General features: G+C 71.3%; 19 protein-coding genes and 1 tRNA gene. 5 read left to right on the plus strand and 15 right to left on the minus strand.

Going from position 1 to position 20,887, the window contains the following annotated elements; translation table 11 throughout:
- Positions 1 to 65: 65 nt before the first annotated feature.
- From RH94_RS27325 to RH94_RS27355, 7 genes are all read right to left on the minus strand, one after another.
- Complete coding sequence (locus RH94_RS27325) at positions 66 to 389, minus strand: TcmI family type II polyketide cyclase (RefSeq protein WP_073951225.1); 324 nt, start codon at positions 387 to 389, stop codon at positions 66 to 68.
- A gap of 28 nt (positions 390 to 417) precedes the next feature.
- Complete coding sequence (locus tag RH94_RS27330) at positions 418 to 900, minus strand: SRPBCC family protein (protein ID WP_073950873.1); 483 nt, start codon at positions 898 to 900, stop codon at positions 418 to 420.
- Between the two features lies 1 nt (position 901).
- Entirely contained in the window at positions 902 to 1,159 is a 258-nt protein-coding gene (locus tag RH94_RS27335) for an acyl carrier protein (protein ID WP_073950875.1), read from the minus strand.
- Between the two features lie 45 nt (positions 1,160 to 1,204).
- Positions 1,205 to 2,455: a beta-ketoacyl synthase N-terminal-like domain-containing protein gene (locus RH94_RS27340; RefSeq protein WP_073950877.1), complete on the minus strand. Its 1,251-nt coding sequence runs from the start codon at positions 2,453 to 2,455 to the stop codon at positions 1,205 to 1,207.
- Positions 2,452 to 3,720, minus strand: coding sequence for a beta-ketoacyl-[acyl-carrier-protein] synthase family protein (locus tag RH94_RS27345; protein ID WP_073950879.1), 1,269 nt, complete (start codon positions 3,718 to 3,720; stop codon positions 2,452 to 2,454). The genes RH94_RS27340 and RH94_RS27345 overlap by 4 nt, the downstream gene beginning before the upstream one ends.
- Complete coding sequence (locus RH94_RS27350) at positions 3,717 to 4,160, minus strand: cupin domain-containing protein (RefSeq protein ID WP_073950881.1); 444 nt, start codon at positions 4,158 to 4,160, stop codon at positions 3,717 to 3,719. Before RH94_RS27350 ends, RH94_RS27345 begins: the two co-directional genes overlap by 4 nt.
- A gap of 82 nt (positions 4,161 to 4,242) precedes the next feature.
- Positions 4,243 to 5,385, minus strand: a complete 1,143-nt coding sequence (locus RH94_RS27355) for a SchA/CurD-like domain-containing protein (RefSeq protein ID WP_073950883.1) — start codon at positions 5,383 to 5,385, stop codon at positions 4,243 to 4,245.
- A gap of 232 nt (positions 5,386 to 5,617) precedes the next feature.
- On the opposite strand from RH94_RS27355, the gene RH94_RS27360 reads away from it, so the two are divergent.
- On the plus strand, positions 5,618 to 7,264 hold the full coding sequence (locus RH94_RS27360) for an FAD-dependent oxidoreductase (RefSeq protein WP_073950885.1): 1,647 nt from the start codon (positions 5,618 to 5,620) through the stop codon (positions 7,262 to 7,264).
- 80 nt (positions 7,265 to 7,344) lie between these two features.
- Here RH94_RS27360 and RH94_RS27365 read toward each other — a convergent pair whose 3' ends face one another.
- The 5 genes from RH94_RS27365 to RH94_RS27385 all read right to left on the minus strand — a co-directional run bounded on the left by RH94_RS27365 (position 7,345) and on the right by RH94_RS27385 (position 13,046).
- Complete coding sequence (locus tag RH94_RS27365) at positions 7,345 to 9,597, minus strand: SpoIIE family protein phosphatase (RefSeq protein WP_158073099.1); 2,253 nt, start codon at positions 9,595 to 9,597, stop codon at positions 7,345 to 7,347.
- Positions 9,598 to 10,080: 483 nt separating this feature from the next.
- The gene (locus RH94_RS27370) at positions 10,081 to 10,950 is read right to left on the minus strand and encodes a GNAT family N-acetyltransferase (protein WP_073950889.1); all 870 of its coding nucleotides are present in this window, start codon (positions 10,948 to 10,950) and stop codon (positions 10,081 to 10,083) included.
- An 80-nt stretch (positions 10,951 to 11,030) separates the two neighbouring features.
- On the minus strand, positions 11,031 to 11,204 hold the full coding sequence (locus RH94_RS41580) for a hypothetical protein (protein ID WP_199881073.1): 174 nt from the start codon (positions 11,202 to 11,204) through the stop codon (positions 11,031 to 11,033).
- The gene (locus RH94_RS27375; RefSeq protein ID WP_073950891.1) at positions 11,201 to 12,316 is read right to left on the minus strand and encodes a radical SAM protein; all 1,116 of its coding nucleotides are present in this window, start codon (positions 12,314 to 12,316) and stop codon (positions 11,201 to 11,203) included. The genes RH94_RS41580 and RH94_RS27375 overlap by 4 nt, the downstream gene beginning before the upstream one ends.
- A gap of 286 nt (positions 12,317 to 12,602) precedes the next feature.
- Positions 12,603 to 13,046, minus strand: coding sequence for an ATP-binding protein (locus RH94_RS27385; RefSeq protein ID WP_234426080.1), 444 nt, complete (start codon positions 13,044 to 13,046; stop codon positions 12,603 to 12,605).
- A 1,428-nt stretch (positions 13,047 to 14,474) separates the two neighbouring features.
- Between RH94_RS27385 and RH94_RS27395 the strand changes: the two genes are divergently transcribed.
- Positions 14,475 to 14,948, plus strand: coding sequence for a hypothetical protein (locus RH94_RS27395; RefSeq protein ID WP_073950893.1), 474 nt, complete (start codon positions 14,475 to 14,477; stop codon positions 14,946 to 14,948).
- Between the two features lie 122 nt (positions 14,949 to 15,070).
- On the opposite strand, the gene RH94_RS27400 is transcribed toward RH94_RS27395, so the two are convergent.
- Positions 15,071 to 15,146, minus strand: a tRNA-Thr gene (locus RH94_RS27400).
- A 319-nt stretch (positions 15,147 to 15,465) separates the two neighbouring features.
- Between RH94_RS27400 and RH94_RS27405 the strand changes: the two genes are divergently transcribed.
- The 3 genes from RH94_RS27405 (at position 15,466) to RH94_RS27415 (ending at position 18,134) form a co-directional block, all read left to right on the plus strand.
- Positions 15,466 to 16,602 (plus strand): ABC transporter ATP-binding protein, encoded by a 1,137-nt coding sequence (locus RH94_RS27405; RefSeq protein WP_073950895.1) that lies wholly within the window; start codon positions 15,466 to 15,468, stop codon positions 16,600 to 16,602.
- A gap of 244 nt (positions 16,603 to 16,846) precedes the next feature.
- Positions 16,847 to 17,302 carry a hypothetical protein gene (locus RH94_RS27410; protein WP_073950897.1) on the plus strand — a complete coding sequence of 152 codons (456 nt, stop codon included), beginning with the start codon at positions 16,847 to 16,849 and terminating at the stop codon, positions 17,300 to 17,302.
- 100 nt (positions 17,303 to 17,402) lie between these two features.
- Positions 17,403 to 18,134, plus strand: coding sequence for a nucleotidyltransferase family protein (locus RH94_RS27415; RefSeq protein WP_073950899.1), 732 nt, complete (start codon positions 17,403 to 17,405; stop codon positions 18,132 to 18,134).
- Between the two features lie 146 nt (positions 18,135 to 18,280).
- On the opposite strand, the gene RH94_RS27420 is transcribed toward RH94_RS27415, so the two are convergent.
- Positions 18,281 to 20,101 carry a DoxX family protein gene (locus tag RH94_RS27420; protein ID WP_234426081.1) on the minus strand — a complete coding sequence of 607 codons (1,821 nt, stop codon included), beginning with the start codon at positions 20,099 to 20,101 and terminating at the stop codon, positions 18,281 to 18,283.
- An 83-nt stretch (positions 20,102 to 20,184) separates the two neighbouring features.
- Positions 20,185 to 20,887 (minus strand): 23S rRNA (guanosine(2251)-2'-O)-methyltransferase RlmB (gene rlmB, locus RH94_RS27425; protein WP_234426082.1); only part of this gene is annotated, 703 nt, incomplete at its 5' end.

The raw sequence follows: 20,887 nt of genomic DNA on the forward strand, positions 1-20,887 counted from the left end.
CTGCACCGCGGGCCCGGCGGCCGGAGGCCGTCCGTGAGGGATCCGGACGGCCACGGACGGACGGCTCAGTCGCGCTCCCACAGGTAGAAGCGGCGCGCCATCGCGTCCTTCGGCGAACGCCAGGTCTCGGGGTCGTACGCGCTGACGTACGCCGACAGCCGGTCGCTGATCCCCCGGAACTCCGGGTGGTCCGCCACCTTGGCGACGGCCGGCCCCGGGTCCCGGTCCCCCTCGATCAGATGCAGGTACACATCGCCGAACTGGAAGAGGCTGCGCCGGGTGACGCCGACCAGGTGCGGCAGCTCCCCCCGGTCGGACTCCTCGAAGATCTTCGCGATGTCGGGGCCCGAACCCGGAGCCATCCGGGCGACGATCAGGGCCTGGTGCACGTTCCGCACGTTCCTTCCTCCGCCCGGCTCAGTCGGCGCTCAGGGCCGGCTCGGCCCGTCGTCCGGCCGCGGCCTTCTCGATCCTGTCGCGGATCAGGGCCATCTGGACCTTGGAGTTCCTGTTGATGTTGTCGGTCATCCAGGCGTCGTCGACCGGGGCCTCCGGCTTCATCTCGAAGTCCTGCGTCCAGACCATCCGCGTGCCGGCGGGCACCTCCTCGTACCGCCAGTGGATGTTCATGTAGGCGAACGGCCCGGTCTCCACCCGGCGGGCCCTGACCGTGAGCGTGTCCCGGTCCGGCTCGCGCTCGGAGACCCAGCTCCAGACCGTGCCGTTCTCGTCGGGGTGCATGGTCAGCCGGAAGGTGCACGTGTTCCCCTCCCGCGACAGGATCTCCGCGGAGGCGTACTCGCTGAACAGTTGCGGCCAGCTCTCCACGTCGTTGGTCATCTCCCACACCAGGTCCACCGGCGCGGCGATGGTGATCTCGTTCTCCGTGTGGCCTGCCATCTCACGCTCCTGCCAGAAGGGTGCTGTTGACGAGGTCGAGGAACTTGCGGGGCGTCTTGCAGTGCTCCGCGTCGGGCGGCATCGGCACACCGTGCCGGTTCTCCAGCTCGCCCACGATGCCGAGCAGGCCGAGCGAGTCGATGCCGAGCTCCTCGAAGGCGGTGTCGGGCCGTTCCGCCAGTTCCTCCGGGCTGACGGCGACACCGGCCGTCCTCTTCATGAGGTCGGACAGTTCTTCCACGGTGATTCGGTCACTCATGTGGTTCCTCTCCTTGTTGCTCCCGGCTGGTTGCTCCGCGCCCGGTCAGGGGGCGCCGACGGCTCCGTGCCGCAGAACCAGCGCCGAGTTCGAGCCCATGAGCCCCCGGCTGAGGACCAGCGCCGTACCCACCTGCGCGGTACGGGCACATCCGGTCACCAGATCGAGGTCATGGCAGATGTCGAAGACGTTCGGGGTGGGCGGGATCAGCCCGTGCTCCATCGCCAGGACCGCCGCCACGGTGTCCAGCACCGGCGCCGCGCAGTACGCCCGGCCCGTACCGGTCTTCGGCGCCGTCACCGGCACCCGCCGCCCGTGCGCGCCCAGCGCGTCGGCGATGGCCAGTGCCTCCGCCCGGTCCGCCTCGGGCACACCGAGCGCGTCGGCGAAGACGACGTCGACCTCCTCCGGGGCGCACCCGGCCTCGGCCAGCGCGCCGCGGATCGCCTCCGCCAGCCCCTCCCGGGACAGCTCCCAGCACGAGGCACCGGTGAACGTCGCCGCGTGCCCGGCCACCGTGGCCCGTACCGGCACGCCCCGCTCCCGGGCCGCGCCCGCCTCCTCCACGGCGAGCATCGCACCGCCCTCGGCCGGCACGAACCCGCACGCCCCTTCCGTGAACGGCCGGTACGCCCGCGCCGGATCCTTCACCGGGCTCAGCTCCCGGTAACCGAGCTGACAGACCATCGAGTACGGGGCCAGCGGCGCCTCCGTCGCACCCGCCACGATCACATCCGTACCGCGCTCCACGGCGCGCGCCGCGTGCGCCAGCGCGTCCAGGCCGCCGGCCTCGTCCGCGGCGACCACCGAGCACGGCCCCTTGAAACCGCGACGGATGGAGATCTGGCCGGTACTGGCCGCGTAGAACCAGGCGATGGACTGCCAGGGGCCGACGTAGCGGCTGCCCTTGCCCCACAGCTTCTGCAGCTCCCCCTGGCCGAACTCGCCCCCGCCGGAGCCGGCCGCGGTCACCACACCCGCCGAGAACGGCGCCCTCCCGGTGTCCGCCCGGCCCAGCCGGGCGTCCTCCAGAGCGGCGTCGGCCGCGGCCATCGCGAAATGCGTGAACCGGTCCGTCTGGACGAGATAACGCTCCTCGACCGCCGCCGACGGATCGAAGGACCGGACCTCGCCGGCCACCTTCAACGGCAGATGCCCGCAGCCCTCGCGGGTCACGCGGTCCAGGACGCTCACACCCTCCTGGGTGGACTTCCAGAAGTTCTCGGTACTCGTTCCGTTGGGCGCGACCACACCGATACCGGTGACGGCGGCCCGCCGCTTGGGGGGTGCGCTCATCGTGTCCTCTCCCTCTGCCGGGTCAGGATCACCGCCGACTGGAAACCGCCGAACCCGCTGCCCACGGAGAGCACGCTGTTCAGCTTCCGCTCGCGGGCGGCCCGCGGCACGTAGTCCAGATCGCACTCGGGGTCCGGCGTCTCGTAGTTGGCGGTCGGCGGAACGGCCTGGTGGGCCAGCGCCAGCACACAGGCCACCACCTCGATCGCCCCGATCGCCCCCAGCGAGTGACCCACCATCGACTTGATGGAGCTCATCGGCGTGTCGTAGGCGTGATGGCCCAGCGCCCGCTTCACCGCGGCCGTCTCGTGCCGGTCGTTCTGCCGGGTGCCGGAGCCGTGCGCGTTCACGTAGTCGATCGCGGAGCCGTCCAGCCGGGCGTGGTCCAGCGCGGCCTCGATCGCCCGCGCCATCTCCAGGCCCTCACTGGTCAGGCCGGTCATGTGATAGGCGTTGCCGAAGGTGGCGTAGCCGCTCAGCTCGCAGTACACGTGCGCGCCGCGGGCCCTGGCGTGCTCCAGCTCCTCCAGGACCAGCACCGCACCGCCCTCGCCCATGACGAACCCGTCACGGTCGTTGTCGAAGGGGCGGGAGGCGTGCGCGGGATCGTCGTTGTTCGGCGACGTGGCCCTGATCGCGTCGAAACACGCCATCGTGATCGGCGATATCGGCGAGTCCGACGCCCCCGCTATGCAGACGTCCGCCCGGCCCTCCTCCACGGTGTGCAGGGCGTACCCGACCGCGTCCAGCCCGGACGTGCAGCCCGTCGAGACCGTCTGCACCGGACCGCGCGCCCCGAACCGCTCCGCCACCGTCGACGCCAGCGTGCTCGGCGTGAACGCCCGCTCCAGGTGCGGCTGGGCCCGGCTGTGGTCCACGTCCCAGCGCTCACCGCGGTGGCTGACCAGGACGTAGTCGTTCTCCAGACGGGTCGTGCCGCCCACCGCCGTGCCCAGGGAGACCGCGACCCGCCACGGGTTCTCCCCGGCCAGGTCGATCCCCGAGTCCCGCACCGCCTCCTCACCTGCCGCCAGCGCGAACTGGATGTACCGGTCGCAGCGCGCCGCCTGCTCCCCGTCCAGCCCAGCGGCCACCGGATCGAAATCGCACTCGGCGGCGATCCGGGACCGCAGACCGGCCGGGTCGAAGAACGTGATGCCCCGCGTCGCCGTACGCCCGCCGGCCAGCAGGTCCCAGAACGCGGGAGCACCGATGCCGCCCGGCGCCACCACGCCTATGCCGGTGACCGCCACTCGCCGGGTCATGACCGCGCCTCCGCCGCCCCGGCCCCCTCCGCGGCGGCCGCCACCGGCACCGTCTCCGTGCCCTCCGTGTCGACGTGGCCGAGCTGCGGACGCGGCGCGAGCGGCCCCAGATGGAAGACGATCCGCGCCTCCACCTTGCCCACGTTGCGGAACCGGTGCCGCATGTACGCGGGAATCATCAGCCCCTGCTCCGGCCGCAGCGGATGCGGCTCGCCGTCCAGATCCACCTCCAGCTCGCCGCAGACGACGTACACGAACTCCTCGGAGTACGGGTGGTAGTGCTCACCGATCCGGTCACCGGGCTGCACGATGGCCACGCCCATGAAACCGCTGGTGGAACCGACCGTGGCCGGGGTGAGCATGGCGCGCAGGTCGCCTCCGCGCCTGGTGTTGGGCTCGACCTCACTGAGATCCACGATTCTGGGTCGGGGTTTGATCACGTCGTTCCTCCGGTGGTGTGCTACGTCGACTCGCGGTGTGCTGTGCCGACTTGGGGATGCGTCGGGCGACAGGCGTCCTGCGTCAGGCGTCCTGCGCGGACCGGCGGTCGGTGACGAGCTCCATGCGGGCCAGGGAGAGCAGCCGCGACAGATCGCCGCCCTTCTCGGCGGCGCCCTCGTCGAGCAGGGTCGTCAGCTCCGCCACCTGCGCGGAATCCGCCAGCCCCAGCGCCACGGCCGGGTCGACGGCCTCCAGACCGCCCCGGACGTCGACCAGCCGTACGACCACGTCGTCCCGCTCGAACACCGTGCTGCGCGACACCGGGCCGCGCGGATCGTCCGCGGCCCGCTCGTCCTGCCGGGCCAGCAGCTCGGCCAGCTTCATGCCCATGCCCGGCCGCGCCGGGTAGAACAGCGCGTGCCGCTCCGCCTCCTCGCTCTCCTGACCCGCCGTCACGTGATGCACGGCGGGCAGCGCCGCCCGCGTGAAGAACACCCGCGCGGACTCCTGGTCGTTCAGGTCCCGGTCCTGCTCCAGATACGGGTTGATGGCCTCCTCCACCGCCCGGATCCCCGGCTGCCGGGCCACATGCCTGAGCGCCGCCAGCAGGTCCCCGCGCACCTCGACCGCCCGCACCACCCGGTTGCCGTGCATGAACAGCGAGGTCCGGCACAACCGGGTCGTGTCGTCGACCCGCGCCTCGGGCGACTCGTAGTTCGCCAGCAGCTCGGCGACCTTCCGCTCGCTGCCCGGCTTCACCGTGAAGGTGAGCGCGTGCCGGATCACCCCGTCACCGATCCGCGGCTCGCTCTGCAGCCGCCGCCCGGACGCCGCGGCCGCCTTCTCCCCGCCGGTCTCCCGCACGATGTGGAACCGCAGCGACCGGGTGTCCCGGATGCAGCTGTGCATCGGCTCCACCATCCGCACGTGCTCCTCGCTGTTCACCCAGGCGAGGAACGGCGGGGCGCTCTCCCACTCGCTCGTGATCAGCCACTGGGACGGGTTCTCGATCGACTGGCACAGCTGGTCGCTGACATGCCCCGGAACCGAGGCGACCTGCTTGCCCATCTGCTCGTACGCCTCCAGGAACTGCTGCTGGGCGCCGTCGCAGACGTCCACCAGCAGCACCACCCGGAGCCGGGAGCCGTCGAAGACGGACTGGGAGACGGTTTTCGAGGCCTGCTGCTCGGTCGGTCCTGAAACGCGCTCAGAAATGGCGGTCATCTGCGTACGTCTCCTTGGCGGGGCTGGGGACAGAGGGAACGCGCCGGCCGCGGATGACGCGACGTCAGCGTGATCTCGATCCTGAGCCGGGACCGAACGGTCCGCGACTCGTGTGCACCACCCGGGTGATCACAGGGGTGATTGGTCCCCCCGGCGCACGCGGTCCCGCCCTCCACCGGGCATGGAAACTCCGACGCGCCCCCGCACCCGCACCCCGCTCCTGGAGGCACCGATGCACCAAGAAGCCGACCACCAGGTACCCGTCCTCATCGTCGGCGGCTCCCTGGTGGGCCTGTCCACCTCGCTGTTCCTCGGCCGCCTCGGCGTACCGCACCTGCTGGTCGAGCGGCACTCCGGCACCTCCATCCACCCACGCGGACGTGGCAACAACGTGCGCACCATGGAGCTGTTCCGGGTCGCCGGCATCGAGCCCGACATCAAGACGGCCGCGTCCCTGCTCGCGGACAACCACGGCATCCTGCAGACCCCCACCCTGGTCGGCGACGCCGGCGAATGGCTCTTCAAACACATCGACCCCGGTGGCGGCCTGGCCCGGTTCAGCCCCACCGCCTGGTGCCTGTGCAGCCAGAACGACCTCGAACCCGTCCTGCTCGCCGGCGCCCGCCGGCTCGGCGGCGACCTGCGCTACTCCCACGAGATGGAAACCTTCGAACAGGACGACGAAGGGGTCACGGCGGTCGTACGGGACCGGGCCACCGACGAGCGGTACACCGTCCGCGCGGCCTACCTCGTCGCCGCCGACGGCCCCCGCAGCCCCGTCCGGGGCAGCCTCGGCATCGGCCAGAGCGGCCCCGGCGACCTCTTCGCCAACGTCAGCGTCACCTTCCGCTCCAAACTCCTCGCCGAGGTCGTCGGCGACCGCCGCTTCATCTGCTGCTACCTCACCGACCCGGACGCCGACGGCGCCCTCCTCCCCGTCGACAACAAGGAAAACTGGGTGTTCCACGCCCCCTGGCACCCGGAGCTCGGCGAAACCCTCGACGAATTCACCGAGGACCGCCTGGAACGGCACATCCGCCGCGCCGTCGGCGCCCCCGGCCTGGACGTCGAAATCACCGGAAAGGCGTCCTGGCGCGCCGCCGAACGGGTGGCCGACCGCTACGCGGCCGGACGTGTGTTCCTCGCCGGCGACTCAGCCCACGAAATGTCCCCCACCGGCGCCTTCGGCTCCAACACCGGCATCCAGGACGCCCACAACCTCGCCTGGAAACTGGCCGCCGTCCTGCAGGGCTGGGCCGGCCCCGCCCTGCTCGACACCTACGACACCGAACGCCGCCCGGTCGCCACGGCCACCAGCGCCCGCGCCTCCGCCCGCTCCGTCGAACACAGCCACCCCGGCTTCGCCCCCGCCCCCGGCATCGGCGGCGCCAAACGCGGCGGCATCCTCAACGTCGTCCTCGGCTACCACTACCCCCACGGCGCCGTACTGGGCACCGACCCCGACCAGGAAGTCGTCCCCGACACCCTGTGCCTGACCGGTGACCCGGGCACCCGGGCCCCGCACCTGTGGGTGCGGCGCGAGGGCGAACGCATCTCGACGCTCGACCTGTACGAACGCTCCCTGGTCCTGCTGAGCGACGCCCGGTCGACGACGGACTGGCACACGGCGGCGCAGCGCATCGCGGCGCACGACGGCGTACGCCTGGACTCGTACCGCATCGGCGCCGAGCTGACCCACGCCCCCCGGAGCGGCGAGACCGACACACCCCCCGACTGGGCCCGCGCCCACGGCACGACACCCGACGGAGCGGTGCTCGTCCGCCCGGACGGCTTCGTGGCCTGGCGGGCGGCGGGCGCCGTACCGGACGCCGAGGCAACGCTGCGCCAGGCCGTACGGACGGTACTCAGGACAGCGTGACCGGATCCCGGAAGGAGGCGGGCCGGCGGGAGTGACCGGCCGACGCGGGAGTGACCGGCCGACGACAGCCGACGCCACCGCTACGGGCCGGACAGCGGGCCCGCCGCGGGCAGGACCTGCTCGCACCAGATGGTCTTGCCCTCGCGGGCGTGGCGGGTGCCCCAGCGCTGGGTGAGCCGGGCGACCAGCAGCAGGCCGCGTCCACCCTCGTCGAAGGCACGGGCCCGGCGCAGGTGCGGAGCGGTGCTGCTGGCGTCGGAGACCTCGCAGATGACCGTCCGGTCGTAGATGAGCCGCAGCTGGACGGGGGGCTCGCCGTACCGGATGGCGTTGGTGACCAGCTCGCTCACCACCAGCTCGGTCACGAAGCTGATCTCGTCGAGACCCCACGCCTCCAGCATGCGAGTGGCCCGGGCACGGACCCGGGCCACTTCGGCCGGATCCGCGGCGACGTCCCAGGTGGCGACCCGTGCCTTGTCCAGACCGTGCGGCCGGACCAGCAGCAGTGCGGCGTCGTCGGTCGGCGGCTCGGGCAACAGGGACTTGAGCACGTCGTCGCACAGCGTCTCCAGCGAGTCGCACGGCTCGGCCAGCGCCTGGCGCAGTTCCTCCATCCCCGCGTCCAGACCGCGCTGCCTGGACTCGACCAGGCCGTCGGTGTAGAAGGCGAGCAGACTGCCCTCCTCCACCTCCACCTCCACCGTCTCGAACGGCACACCCCCGACGCCGAGCGGCGGCCCGACCGGCAGATCGAGAAAACCGGCACGGCCGTCCGGGGCCACCACGGCAGGCGCCGGATGACCGGCACAGGCCAGCGCACAACGCCCGGCCACCGGGTCGTACACCGCGTACAGACAGGTGGTCCCGATACCGTCGGCACCTACGAACGCCAGACCGGCATCGCCGTCGGCGCCCGACTCCGCGGAAAACCGGTTCACCAGGTCGTCCAACCGGGTGAGCAGCTCCTCGGGGGTCGGATCGACATCGGCGAGGGTACGCACGGCCGTACGCAGCCTGCCCATGGTGGCGGCGGCGTGTATGCCGTGCCCGACCACGTCCCCGACCACCAGCGCGACCCGGGCACCGGAGAGCTCGATCACGTCGAACCAGTCGCCGCCCACCCCGGCACGGGGCGCCGCGGGCAGGTACCGGGAGGCCGCCGACACCGCCGAGTGCTCGGGCAGCTGCCGCGGCAGCAGACTGCTCTGCAGGGCGCGAGCGATCTCGTACTGGTTCTCCAGCGCCGCGGCCTTCTCGATGCTCGCGGAGGCCAGCTGGGCGAGCTGGACGAGGATCGCCTCGTCGTCTGCCGTGAAGTCGCCACCGTCCTCCTTGTCCGAGAGCTGGACCAGCCCCAGGTTGCGACCGTCGGAGGCGATCAGCGGGACGGCCAGCCAACCGCGCATCGGCGGATGCTCCGGGGCGTAGGCGCCGAAGCCCCGCCAGGCCGGATGGGCCTCCAGTTCGCCCTGGGTCATCCGCATCGGCCGGTTGTCCCTGCAGACCAGGACATAGATGCCCTCTCCGGCCGGGGGCACGTCGAAGAAGCGGTACTCGGCGTACTTGTCCGACAGCGAGACCGCGTTGATCGCCTGGGCCCAGCGAAGGTTCACGGTCATGCTGGTGACCGACTGGTGCGTGCCCACCAGCGCCCTGGCCTCCTCGGTGACCGTCTGGAGGGCGGAGTCCAGCGACGGCGCGGCATTGATCCGCAGACCGGCCCGGGCCAGGTCCCGCAACTGCCGGGAACGCCTGCGCTCGGCCACCGCGGCGGCCGCGGCCCGCTCGTAGAGCCGGCCGTGTTCGGCCGCGTCCAACCGCAACCGGACCTCGCTCATCACCGAGGCGCCCAGCTGCTCCAGGGCGTGCTCCTGCTCCGGGGTCCACGGCCGCGGCCCGGTGTCGGCCACGCACAGCGCGCCGATCGGCAGCTCCCCCAGGAACAGCGGTACACCCAGGTACGCGCGCATCCCGGTGGCGGCGACCGCGAGGCGGGCCCGGCGCGCGGAGCCGTCCTGGACGTCGTCGACGGCCAGCGGCCGGCCCGACGCCACCACCTCGGAGCAGAAACCCCAGTCGAGTCGCTCCCGCTCCCCCTGCCCCCGTACGGCTGCGCCGGTCCCGCCCCGGACGAACTGCCGGTCCGCCCCGACCAGGCTGATCAGCGCCGTGTCGGCGTCCACGAGCCTGACGGCCAGGCTCACGGACCGGGCGAAGGCCTCCTCGGTCAGCTCGCCAACCGCGCGGACGGCGTCCACCGCGGCCAGCCGCGAGGGGTCACGCAGCACCGCGGCAGGGTCCGGCGGGACGTCCGCCTTACGGAGCTCGGTCATCATCCCTCCGCTCCTGCAGTGCGCCTACGCACCCCGCTCGGATCCATGGCACAGGACCCTCGCCCGAGACCGCCAGGTCTCCCCAAGGTCTCGCACACGCCCCCGCGACTTCCACCGATGCCCGGACACTCTCACCGGAAAGTCACCTTTGCCCGACTCCAAAGTACGCCGCCCGGCCACACCCGCGAATCCCGCCGGAACCCACCGGACCGCGGCCCCTGCGATGCCACCGCCGACTCGCCCCGGAGGCGTCCGTCATGGTGGGCGGCGGTCAGGCGATCGACCCATGAGGCGACAGTGACGCATACGACCCGGCGCCCGGCCTGACAATCCCGGCCACTACGGCGCTGCCCCGCCACCCGGACCCGGCATCCGGCCTCCCCAGGCCGACCTTTGCAGGCCGGGGCCGGAGTCACCCGGACGGAAGACTTCCGGGCGGACTGGTGAAGACCGCAGCAGAGCGTCGAGCAGCTGAGGTACCGGTCACACGTGGTCGGTTCGGGTGAAGCCGAGGGAGGTGAGGCCCTCGGACTGGCAGAGCCGGTCGGACGCTCCTCCGATTTCGGTCTGGAGGAGTTGGTAGGCGGCGCCGTGTGTCTGTCCCCAGTGCATGGCGGCACGCCACAGGACGCGGCCGAGGCCGTGGCCGCGCGCCTCGGGGAGGACGGCGAAGTACTGGGGCATGAGCTGCGGGACGCCGAGCGGGTCGGGGCGGATCTCCATCGGACCGATGGCACCGACGATCCGGCTGCCGAGAGCTGTGGTGAGTACGGGACCGCAGTGTCCCGCTTGCATGCGCTCCCAAAGGAAGGCGAAGCCGTCCGTCGCCACGGTCGCGGCAAATGCGCCGAACGTCTCCTGCACCGCAGCGGGCCAGGCCTCAAGAGGGCGGACGGGGCCCTCGGGGGCGGGGCAGGGGCGGAGGCTGAAGTCCTGGAGCTGAATACGGGTGCCGCGAACCGGCCGGGTTTCGGGGCCAAAGGGGCGGATCATGCGTGCAACAGCCGCGCCGTGCATGGCGGCGAGTTCGGCGGCTACGTCACCGGCCCGCGCGACGGTGTCCGGACGGTGGCCGTATGCGTAGACCTTGACAGTGCCTCGGCCTCGTCGGGACAGGGTGGGGATGAGGGTGTGGTCGGGGCGGTGGACGATGTCGTCAGGAAGGACGGCTTCTTCCTTCTCACAGGACCAGCGGCGGTCCTTGTCGTAGGGCAGAAAGTGGCGGTCGCTGTGGGCTGCGGTACGGGCGGCCTCGAACAGGTCGACGGTGAACGCCTGAGGGTGCACGGGGCCCAGGGTCGGCACGACCGGTGCGGTCAGCACGGGCCGGAGCCAGTCCCAGCGGAAGAACATGGCAGCGAGCCTAGCGATTGCGCGACGGTCCCGGGCCTCGACGCAGTGCGGATGCCGAGGCCCGGAACCTGGTCAGGTTGCTAGTGGGGGTTGTCGTCGCCGGCGTCGCAGGAACACTCGGCGCTCTCGACGATGGTGTCCAGGTCCATGACGAGGGTCACGGACGCGGCGGCAACGGGCGGTGCGTCGCGGCGGGCGGAGGCCGTCGGCGGCGGACCGGACAGGATCTGTACCGGGACAGGCTGCGGACTCACGAAACCATCTCCTTGTCGTCTCCGTGTTGGCAGTAGCTGTGCAGCGGCGCCTTCGCCTCCTGGTAGTGCTTGGCCAGGGGACGGCAGACCCGGCAGGTGCCGGACAGGGCGCATCCCTCGCACCCTCCGGTGCGAAGCATGAGGCGGTCGGCGATCGCACCGAGACGGCGCAGGCCGTCGATGCCTTCGGTCATGAGGTCGATCTGGTCGTCGCGGCCGACCTTGCAGATGCTGACCTTGGCGTGCGGGTCGGCGTGGAAGAAGGTATGTCCGGCGTTGCAGCCGGCGAATGGCTTGCGCCGGCGCAGATGTGCGGCGGACTGGGCGAGAAGGGGTTCTCCACCGCCGTAGATGGTGGGGGTCATGTTGGTGTAGGCGTGATGCTCGATGCCCCACTCCTCGGCGAGGGCGGCCATCCGGTCGGCCTCGTGTGCGTTGTCCCCGGTGACGACCAGGTTCAGGCGCAGTGGCAGCCCCGCTTCACAGGCGGCATCGAGGCCGCGACGGAACGCTCGCCATGCGCCACGCCGTTGGGTAAGGGCGTCGAAGGACTGCTCGCTCGCGCCGTACACGGAAACCACGAGCCGGTAGGGCGGGCACTGGTCGAAAAGGTCAAGCAGTTCCTTCCGCCACAGCAGCGAGCCGTTGGTGGAGATCGTCAGCATCATTCCGGCCGTCCACGCGTGCCAGTAGGCGTCGGCGAAGTCCTTGTCCATGGTGGGTTCACCACCGGTGATCTGGAGCCAGATGACCCCGGCGTCGCGCATGATGTCGAGGAGGCGCAGTTTGTCGTCCCACACCAGCCCGGCGAACGGCCGCTCACCCAGATAGCAGTGCTTGCAGCCGAAGTTGCAGCCCAGGTTGATCTCCCAGGAGGCACGGCAGTACCCGTACGGAGACGGTTCGCGGACGAGAACCGTGCCCTCCATCGGCCGTCCGGCCACGTCCAGACCCCACGTCTCGACGGCGTTGCGGACGACCCACTCCGGCACGGTCTGCGCCCGGCGAAGCTCCTCGTAATGGTCGGCGGGAATGCGAACACCATGACGAGTCCCAGGCTTGAGGAGGAGGTGCCCGTCGAGAAACGGAGCGGCAATCAGCGAGTGGGCCATTCGATGGCCCCCTTTCCGTGGGTGCGGACAGTGCGGGAACCTCGTGTTGAGATGAGGCAGCGGGCCCGGCAGTAGATGTCACCGAGACCGCTGCAGGTGCCGCAGATTTCTCCGGTCTTCGGATCCGCACCGGTGCCGCCACAGGCCGGGCAACTTCCTGACCGCGGCTCAACCGGTCGGACACAAGACCTCTGCTGCCGGGCGAGGAGCTGGGTGGATGGCGGCCCCGCTGGCAGAGGAGTTACGGGCCGCACATCAGTCACGGAACTCATCCGGTGGTGTGGCGTCATCGCCCACCCGCCAACAGAGCACGCACCGACTTGCCGTGCTCGGTGCGCTGAACGGAGACATCGGCGCACAGGGCTCGCACCAGAAAGAGACCCCTGCCTGACTCGGCATCGACGGCAGGCAGTACACAGGGCGCGTCCGGCACCGCGGCGGATCCCTCGTCGGAGACCTCGATGGCGAGCCGTTCGTCGGCCAACACGGCAAGGCGGAGCAGCAGCGAGCCACCTTCGGCGGCGTGCAGGACGGAGTTGGTGACGAGTTCGGACACGACCAGCACGGCGTCGTCGACATCACCAGGCCAGCCGAGACGGGCCAGTGTTCTTCGGGCGCCTGCTCGGGCATCGGGCACCAAAGCAGGACAGTGACGGAACTCGCCGGCCCACTCGGCCACAACGGCTGACGTGCAGCCGTCCAGCATCGTCACATCTGCGGTTACGTGCACCCCACACCCCTCAACGCGGCGGATTCGTCTCTTACCTGAACCAGGGTTCACGCCCGCTTCGGGGGCCTCCACCGGCTATGCGGTGATGCATGCGCATACCCGCGAATCGCATACCGGAACAGCCGGTTCGGTGGCATCCTGCGAAGGTGGTGACCAATGAATGAATTCGCCTGGCATACGCACGGCGGCATTCGAGACGCCGGCCGAGCCGGAGACTTCGGGTCCGTCATCAGACAGGCCCGAGGCATCGCAGGGCTCACCCAGACACAGCTCGCGGACCGTGCTGGGTTTAACCCAGTCCGCAGTGTCACGTCTGGAGACGTCCGGCATCAGCGACTACAACATGACCACCTTGGCGGCGACCGCCGAAGCACTGGGTCTGCCCTTCGAGCTGGTCGGCCTCGCCGCCCGCCCCTCGAACGGACAACCCCCCGTGGAACGACGCGAATTCCTCGCCGCAGGACTGGCGGCAGCCGCTCTCCCCCNCACCACTCCCGCCCTGACCGGCCCGGCAGCAGACGGAGACGCGGCACAAGCCGCCACCCTTCGGGTCGTCACCTCCTCATACCGACGCCTGAACTCGACCACGGCCTCCAGCGACCTCGCCGAAACGGTCCACGGGCACCTGCGCCTCATCCAGGCGATCACTCAGAACGCTCCAGGGCACGCCCGTCCCGCCCTCGCCTCTGCCGGGAGCGAGGCAGCCTCGTTCGCCGGCTGGCTGTCGTGGGACATGGGCGACTACGGCTCCGCCCGCCNGCTGGTACGGATCGTCCATCAAAGCCGCCCACGCCTCCGGCGACCGCCTCCTCACGGCCTACCAGACCGGCAGCCTCGCAGGCTTCGAAGCCGACACCGGATCACCCCACCAGGCCTTGCGGCTCGTCACCGCCGCGCGCCACCACCTCGGCCCCGACCAGCCCGAACTGGCCGCAGCCTGGCTCTCCTCCATAGAAGCCATAGCCCACGCCACCAAAGGTGACCGTCCCGCATGCGAACGCGCCCTGTGCGCCACTCAGCGCCACGCGGAAGCCGTCTCACCGGATGAGCCAGCGCCCTGGCCCTGGATCTTCAGCTTCGACGGCCGCAAGATCGCCGCCTGCCGTGTCACCTGCGGAGCCCGTCTCGGCGACTCCCGCCTCCACCTGTCCGAGCACGACATCACCACCGCCCTGAACAGCGCGCACGACAAACAGCGCGCCCTGCTCCACCTGGACGTCGCCACCCGGGATCTCCAGGCCGGGGACGCCCACAGCGCCTTCCACATCGCGACCCGAGCCCTCGCCGAGGGAATCCGGCTGCGCTCAGGAAAGATCGTGGACAAGGCCCGCCGACTCCGCAGCGCCTACAGGGACACTCAGCGGCCGGCCGTGGTGCGCGAGTTCGACGACCTGATCCATTCCTCCTACCTGTAGGGAGTCTCCGACGATGCGCGTGGGAATCACCGGCCACCGAGGCTTGCCCCCGGAGGTTGCCTCCCAGGTCCAGGCCCTCCTCACCGAACACCTCAAGACCTACGACATCCAGGACCTGACCGCGATCAGCTGCGTCGCCGACGGCCCCGACTCCTGGTGGGCCCGGATCGCCCTGGACGCCGGCGCACGCCTCGAAGTCGTCGTCCCCGCCATCGAGTACCGCGACGGCCTGTCCGAGGACCACCACCCCGCCTACGACGAACTGATCCGCCGAGCGTCCGACGTCCACAGCACCGGCATGACCGCCTCCACCTCCGAAGCCCACCAGGCCGGAAGCGAAATCCTCGTCGACCTCGTCGACGAACTCCTCGCCGTCTGGGACGGCCACCCCGCCCGCGGCTACGGCGGCACCGCCGACGTCGTCGCCTACGCCCGCCGCGTCGGCGTACCCGTGACCGTCCTCTGGCCCGAGGGCGCCACCCGCTGAGCTCTCGCACGCGGAACGCGGAGGGTCTGGAGGCCCTCTGTGGTGGGGAGCGGCGGTGTGGCGCCTCACGCCCCGAACAGCAGAAAGGCCAGGTCAGAGACTGTCTGACCTGGCCTTTCCAGAGCCCCCTGTCGGATTCGAACCGACGACCTACGCATTACAAGTGCGTCGCTCTGGGCCGGACTGAGCTAAGGAGGCATCGCGCACTGCAACGCCGCACGCGAAGGGCTGTTCCACTCTACACAGAGCGCATTTCACTCGGCCACGAAGTTCTCCGCCTCGCGCGTCTCGGCAACCGTGCGCGCCCACCCGTGCACCCGTCGCCTTGCCCTCGCCGAACTTTCCCGCGAAGTTCACGTGGCCTGGGCTACTGACAGAAGAGGTGGACGCCGGGTACCGTCCTGTGCCAGTTCACCTGTGTGGACTACACCACCACAACGGAATCACCCGTAGTGGCACCACCTTCCACAACGGATCGTCCGGCACGTTCCTGCCGGTAGAAGGGGGCCCATTCGCCATGGCCACTGTTCAGTTCGACAAGGCGACCCGGATCTACCCGGGTTCCGAGAAGCCCGCCGTCGACGCGCTGGAGATCGACATCGAGGACGGCGAGTTCCTCGTCCTGGTCGGCCCGTCCGGTTGCGGCAAGTCCACCTCGCTGCGGATGCTCGCGGGGCTCGAGGACGTCAACGGCGGGGCCATCCGGATCGGTGACCGCGACGTCACCCACCTGCCGCCGAAGGACCGGGACATCGCCATGGTGTTCCAGAACTACGCGCTGTACCCGCACATGACGGTCGCCGACAACATGGGCTTCGCGCTGAAGATCGCCGGCGTGAACAAGGCGGAGATCCGGCAGAAGGTCGAGGAGGCCGCGAAGATCCTCGACCTGACCGAGTACCTGGACCGCAAGCCGAAGGCGCTCTCCGGCGGTCAGCGTCAGCGTGTCGCCATGGGCCGCGCGATCGTGCGCGAGCCGCAGGTGTTCCTCATGGACGAGCCGCTGTCCAACCTGGACGCCAAGCTCCGTGTGTCCACCCGTACGCAGATCGCCTCGCTGCAGCGCCGGCTCGGCATCACCACCGTCTACGTCACCCACGACCAGGTCGAGGCCATGACGATGGGCGACCGCGTGGCGGTGCTCAAGGACGGTCTGCTGCAGCAGGTCGACTCGCCGCGCAACATGTACGACAAGCCCGCCAACCTCTTCGTGGCCGGCTTCATCGGCTCCCCGGCGATGAACCTGGTCGAGGTGCCGATCATCGACGGCGGTGTGAAGTTCGGCAACAGCGTGGTGCCGGTCAACCGGGAGGCGCTGAAGGCCGCCGCGGACAAGGGCGACCGTACGGTGACGGTGGGCGTCCGGCCCGAGCACTTCGACGTGGTCGAGCTGGGCGGCGGTGCGGCCGCCTCGCTGTCGAAGGACGCCGAGGACGCCCCGGCGGGCCTCGCCGTCTCCGTGAACGTGGTCGAGGAGACCGGCGCCGACGGCTACGTCTACGGCAGCGTCGAGGTCAACGGTGAGCACAAGGACCTCGTCGTCCGCGTCAACAGCCGTGCTGTCCCGGAGAAGGGCTCCACGCTGCACGTCGTGCCGCGGCCGGGCGAGACCCACGTGTTCTCGACCTCGACGGGTGAGCGTCTGACGGACTGACACGCCTCCGTGAGTGACGCCTTACGGCTGAAACCCCGGGACACTTCCGGGTGATTCACCCGGGTTGACGAGAAGGGCCCCGCCACCTGCCGCGGGGCCCTTCCCCGTGCCCCCGCAATTCCCCGGTGGGCAGGACATTTCGAGCAGTGTGCGTCAACACACCGCCCGGGAAGGCGGGGTGGGCCGTCCCCCGAAGAGGTGACTGAATGTCGCCAAATCATTACCAGCGGCTACTCTGCCTGGCGTGAAGCACTCCACCACCCACCCCACGCGACGCGGCCGGGGCCCCGCTCACCGGATCGGCCGCTCGCTCGCCCTCGTCCTGCCCGTCGTCCTGGTGCTCTCCGGGACCCTCGCGGTCACCCGGGTCAACTGGTCGGGGAGCCCCTCCCGCTCGGTGCTCACCGCGTCGGACACGGTGGCGACCGGAGCCCCGGCGTACGCCCGCTCCCGTGCCCCGCAGGACGTGCTGCGCGACCAGCTGCTGACCGAGCTCCAGGACAAGGACCCGGGCGTCGTCCTCACCCACCTCCAGCAGGCGGTCGACGACCGCCCGTCCCTGGCCGGGTACTGCGTCTCCATCGCCCGCACCCTGGGCCGCGCCGCCGTCAACATCTACGGCCCCGCCCGCGCCCAGTCCTACGCCCGTCCGGTCTGCGACACGTCCTTCGCCTCCGGCGTCCAGTCCGCGCACAACTGACGGCCCCGAGGGGCCGAGCGCGGCCGGGCCGTGTGTGGCCGGCCCGGCCGGCGCCGGACTTGCCCCGACCGGGGCGGGGGGCTGCACGTACAGTTCGGGCATGACCCATCCGAATGCGGCGTCCCGCCCCACCCAAGCCGTGATCCTGGCCGGAGGCCAGGGGTCACGGCTGCGTCCTTACACCGACGACCGGCCCAAGCCGATGGTCGAGATCCCCGGCACGGGCACTCCGATCATCGGTCACCAGCTCGCCTGGCTCGCCGAGGAGGGTGTGACGGACGTGGTGGTCTCCTGCGGCCACCTCGCCGAGGTCCTGCAGGAGTGGCTGAAGGCGTCGGACCTGCCGGTCCGCGTCACCACCGTCGTGGAGGACGAGCCCCTCGGCCGGGGCGGCGGCCTGAGGTTCGCCGCCGCTCACCTGCCTCACCCGGACCGGCCCTGGTACGCCACCAACGGCGACATCTGGACCCGGTTCTCGCTGCGCGACATGGCCGACTTCCACACCGAGCGCGACGCGGTCGCCACGCTCGCGCTGGCCCGTCCGCGGATCCCCTGGGGTGCCGTGCAGACGGACGGCTTCGGGCACATCACGGACTTCATCGAGGCCCCGCCGTCGACCTTCGAGATCAACGCGGGCGTCTACGTCTTCTCGCCCGGGTTCGCCGCCCTGCTCCCGGAGCGCGGCGACCACGAGCGCACCACGTTCCCGCGTCTGGCCCGTGAACGCCGGCTGGCCGGCTTCCCGATTCCGCAGGGCGCGTACTGGCGTGCCATCGACACCGCGAAGGACCTCACGGAGGCCGCGAAGGAGCTGGCGGCACTGGGCAGGTGAGTCCGGCCCACCGCGCCCGGGTCCGGGTGCGCACGACGACGGGGTCCCGCACGCTCGGACAGTACGAGCTGTGCGGGACCCCGTCGTCGTGACAGTGATCCGTCGTGACAGTGATCCGGCGTGGCGGCGGTCCGGTGCCGTGCCGGTCAGCCCAGCAGGCCGCCCACCAGTCCCGGCTGGCCGGAGGACGAACCGCCGCCTCCGGAGCCTCCGGGGCTGCCGGGGCTGCCGGGGCTGCCGGGGCTGCCGCTGGAGGAGCCGCCGCTGCCGCCGGTGGCGGTGCCGCCGGAGGTCGGGCCCGAGCTGGTGCTGGGTGCCTGCTGGGCCGGGGCGGAGTGGCGCGGCGGGGTCTGGCCGGTGCCCTGGGTCTCGCTGGGCGCGCCGCTGGTCGCGGCGGTGCTCCCGCGGGTCTCGTCGGGTGTGGTGGAGGGGCTGCCGGACGGGCTTGCCGAGGAGCCCTGCCGGGTCGGCGAGGCGGGCGCCGACGGCTGCCTCTGCTGCCGCTCGCCCGGCTTCCGGGGCAGCGGTGAGCCGGGCTGTTCGTTGCGCGGGGCTTCGCCGGGCCCGGGTACGACCACGTGGTCGGCGTCGCGTACGGCGCCGCCGAGGGTCGAGCCGCCCAGCAGGGTGAGGCCGGTGACGACGACGGTGAGCAGGGCACCGCGGCGCAGGACGAACTGGCGCAGCTCCCAGATGTCGGAGCGCGGGCCGAGCCGTCGCCAGGCGAGGGCGGCGAGGCGGCCGTCGACGGAGTAGACGGGGGCGCCGGCGATGATCAGCGGGGACCAGGCGGCGAGGTAGATGATGTCCGGGGCGTCGTAGACGGGGGTGGTCTTCCAGCTGACGGTGACGATGAGCGCGGCCGACAGCAGCGCGCCGATCGCCGCGGCGACCCGCTGCCAGCAGCCCAGGATCGTGAGGACGCCGACGATGACCTGGAGGAAGGCGATGGCGAGTCCGGAGCCGACGGGGTGGTGGAGGGCGAACTGGCGCAGTGGTTCGGCGGCGTCCCAGGGGTGCAGGGTGTTGAGCCACTTGACCATGGAGCCGCGTTTGCCGCCGTCGAAGTAGAGCGGGTCGCAGAGCTTGCTCATGCCGGCGTAGACGGTGATGCCGCCGAGGAAGACGCGCAGCGGGAGCAGTACGACGCCGAGGTTCATGCGGCGGCCGGGGTAGTAGGCGTGCCGGGAGGGGTCGTCGGCGTGCCGCCTGCCGGGCCGGCGCGGGTCGGCGGCGGCCGTGTCCCGCGTGTCGTGTCCGCCGTACCCGCCGTACTCCCGGTACTCCCCGTCCTCGCCGTACTCACCGTGCCCGGAGTACTGGTCGTCCGTGAAGTCGGCTTCGCCGTAAGGCGGTTGGCCGTACCCTGCGCCGCCGTACCCGGAGCCGCCGTATTCCGTACGGCCGTACTCCTGCTCCTCGTACGCGCTGCCCGCGGTCCGCATGTGCGGCAGCAGCCGGTTCTCGCCGGGCGCGGGCGGGCGCGGGGCGCCGACGACGGGGATCTCGACGGTCTCGTCGAGGTCGGCGTAGGCGGCTGCGCCGTAGCCCGGGGCGGTGTCGAGACGTGGGACGACCTGCGTGGCCCTGGCGTCGGTGGGCGTCTCGTCGGTGTACCGGACGCTTCCGCTGCGTACGGCCTGCAGCAGCCGGTGGGCGCCGGTGTCGTCGGGTGCGGACCTGCCGCTCCAGACGACCGGGCGGCGGGGGGTGGCCGCCCAGGCCCGCCCCGCCGTGCCGGCCACGGACGTGTGGGCGGCGTACTGGGCGCCGCTCGGGTGCCAGGCGGTTCGCGGGAACAGGGTGCGCCGCGAGGAGGCGCCCAACTGCACGCGGAAGCTGGCGTGGTTGACGATGACCTGCGCCGGATCGCTCGGCACCTTCACCATGCTCAGCGCGGGAGCGTCGTCGTATCCCGACGAACGGTCCCCCGTGGGTGTGCGGGGTGTTCTGGTGTCCACACTCATCTAACCGAGTGATGAGGTGTTAGGACACTGCCTTGACGCGTCGGATCTGTCCGGACCGCGTCAAGGGTGTGCCGAGCGCCCGGTCACGCGCGCCTGCGCGCCGCCTCGTACAGCACGATCCCGGCCGCCACACCGGCGTTGAGCGACTCCGCCCCGCCCGGCATCGGGATCCGCACCCGCAGGTCGCAGGTCTCGCCGACCAGCCGGGACAGGCCCTTGCCCTCGCTGCCGACGACGATGACGACGGGCCCCTCCAGGGCGTCCAGGTCGCCGAGTTCGACGTCGCCGTCCGCGGCGAGGCCGACGACGGTGACGCCCGCCTTCTGGTACGTCTCCAGGGCGCGCGTGAGGTTGGTGGCGCGGGCGACGGGCGTACGGGCGGCCGTGCCGGCGGAGGTCTTCCAGGCGCCGGCGGTCATGCCGGCCGCGCGCCGTTCGGGGACGACCACGCCGTGTCCGCCGAAGGCGGAGACGGAGCGGACGACCGCGCCGAGGTTGCGCGGGTCGGTCACCCCGTCGAGGGCGACGATGAGCGGGGCCTCGCCCGCGTCGTGGGCGGCGTCGGTGAGGTCCTCGGGGTGGGCGTACTCGTAGGGCGGGACCTGGAGGACGAGGCCCTGGTGGTTGAGTCCGTTCGTCATCCGGTCGAGCTCGGGGCGCGGGGCCTCCATGAGGTTGATGCCGCCGCGTTCGGCCGCGAGCTGGAGTGCCTCGCGCACGCGCTCGTCGTTGTCGATGAACTGCTGGACGTAGAGCGTGGAGGCGGGCACGCCCTCGCGCAGCGCC

It is taken from the genome of Streptomyces kebangsaanensis (assembly GCF_001906585.1).
In the GTDB taxonomy this organism is placed as follows: domain Bacteria; phylum Actinomycetota; class Actinomycetes; order Streptomycetales; family Streptomycetaceae; genus Streptomyces; species Streptomyces kebangsaanensis.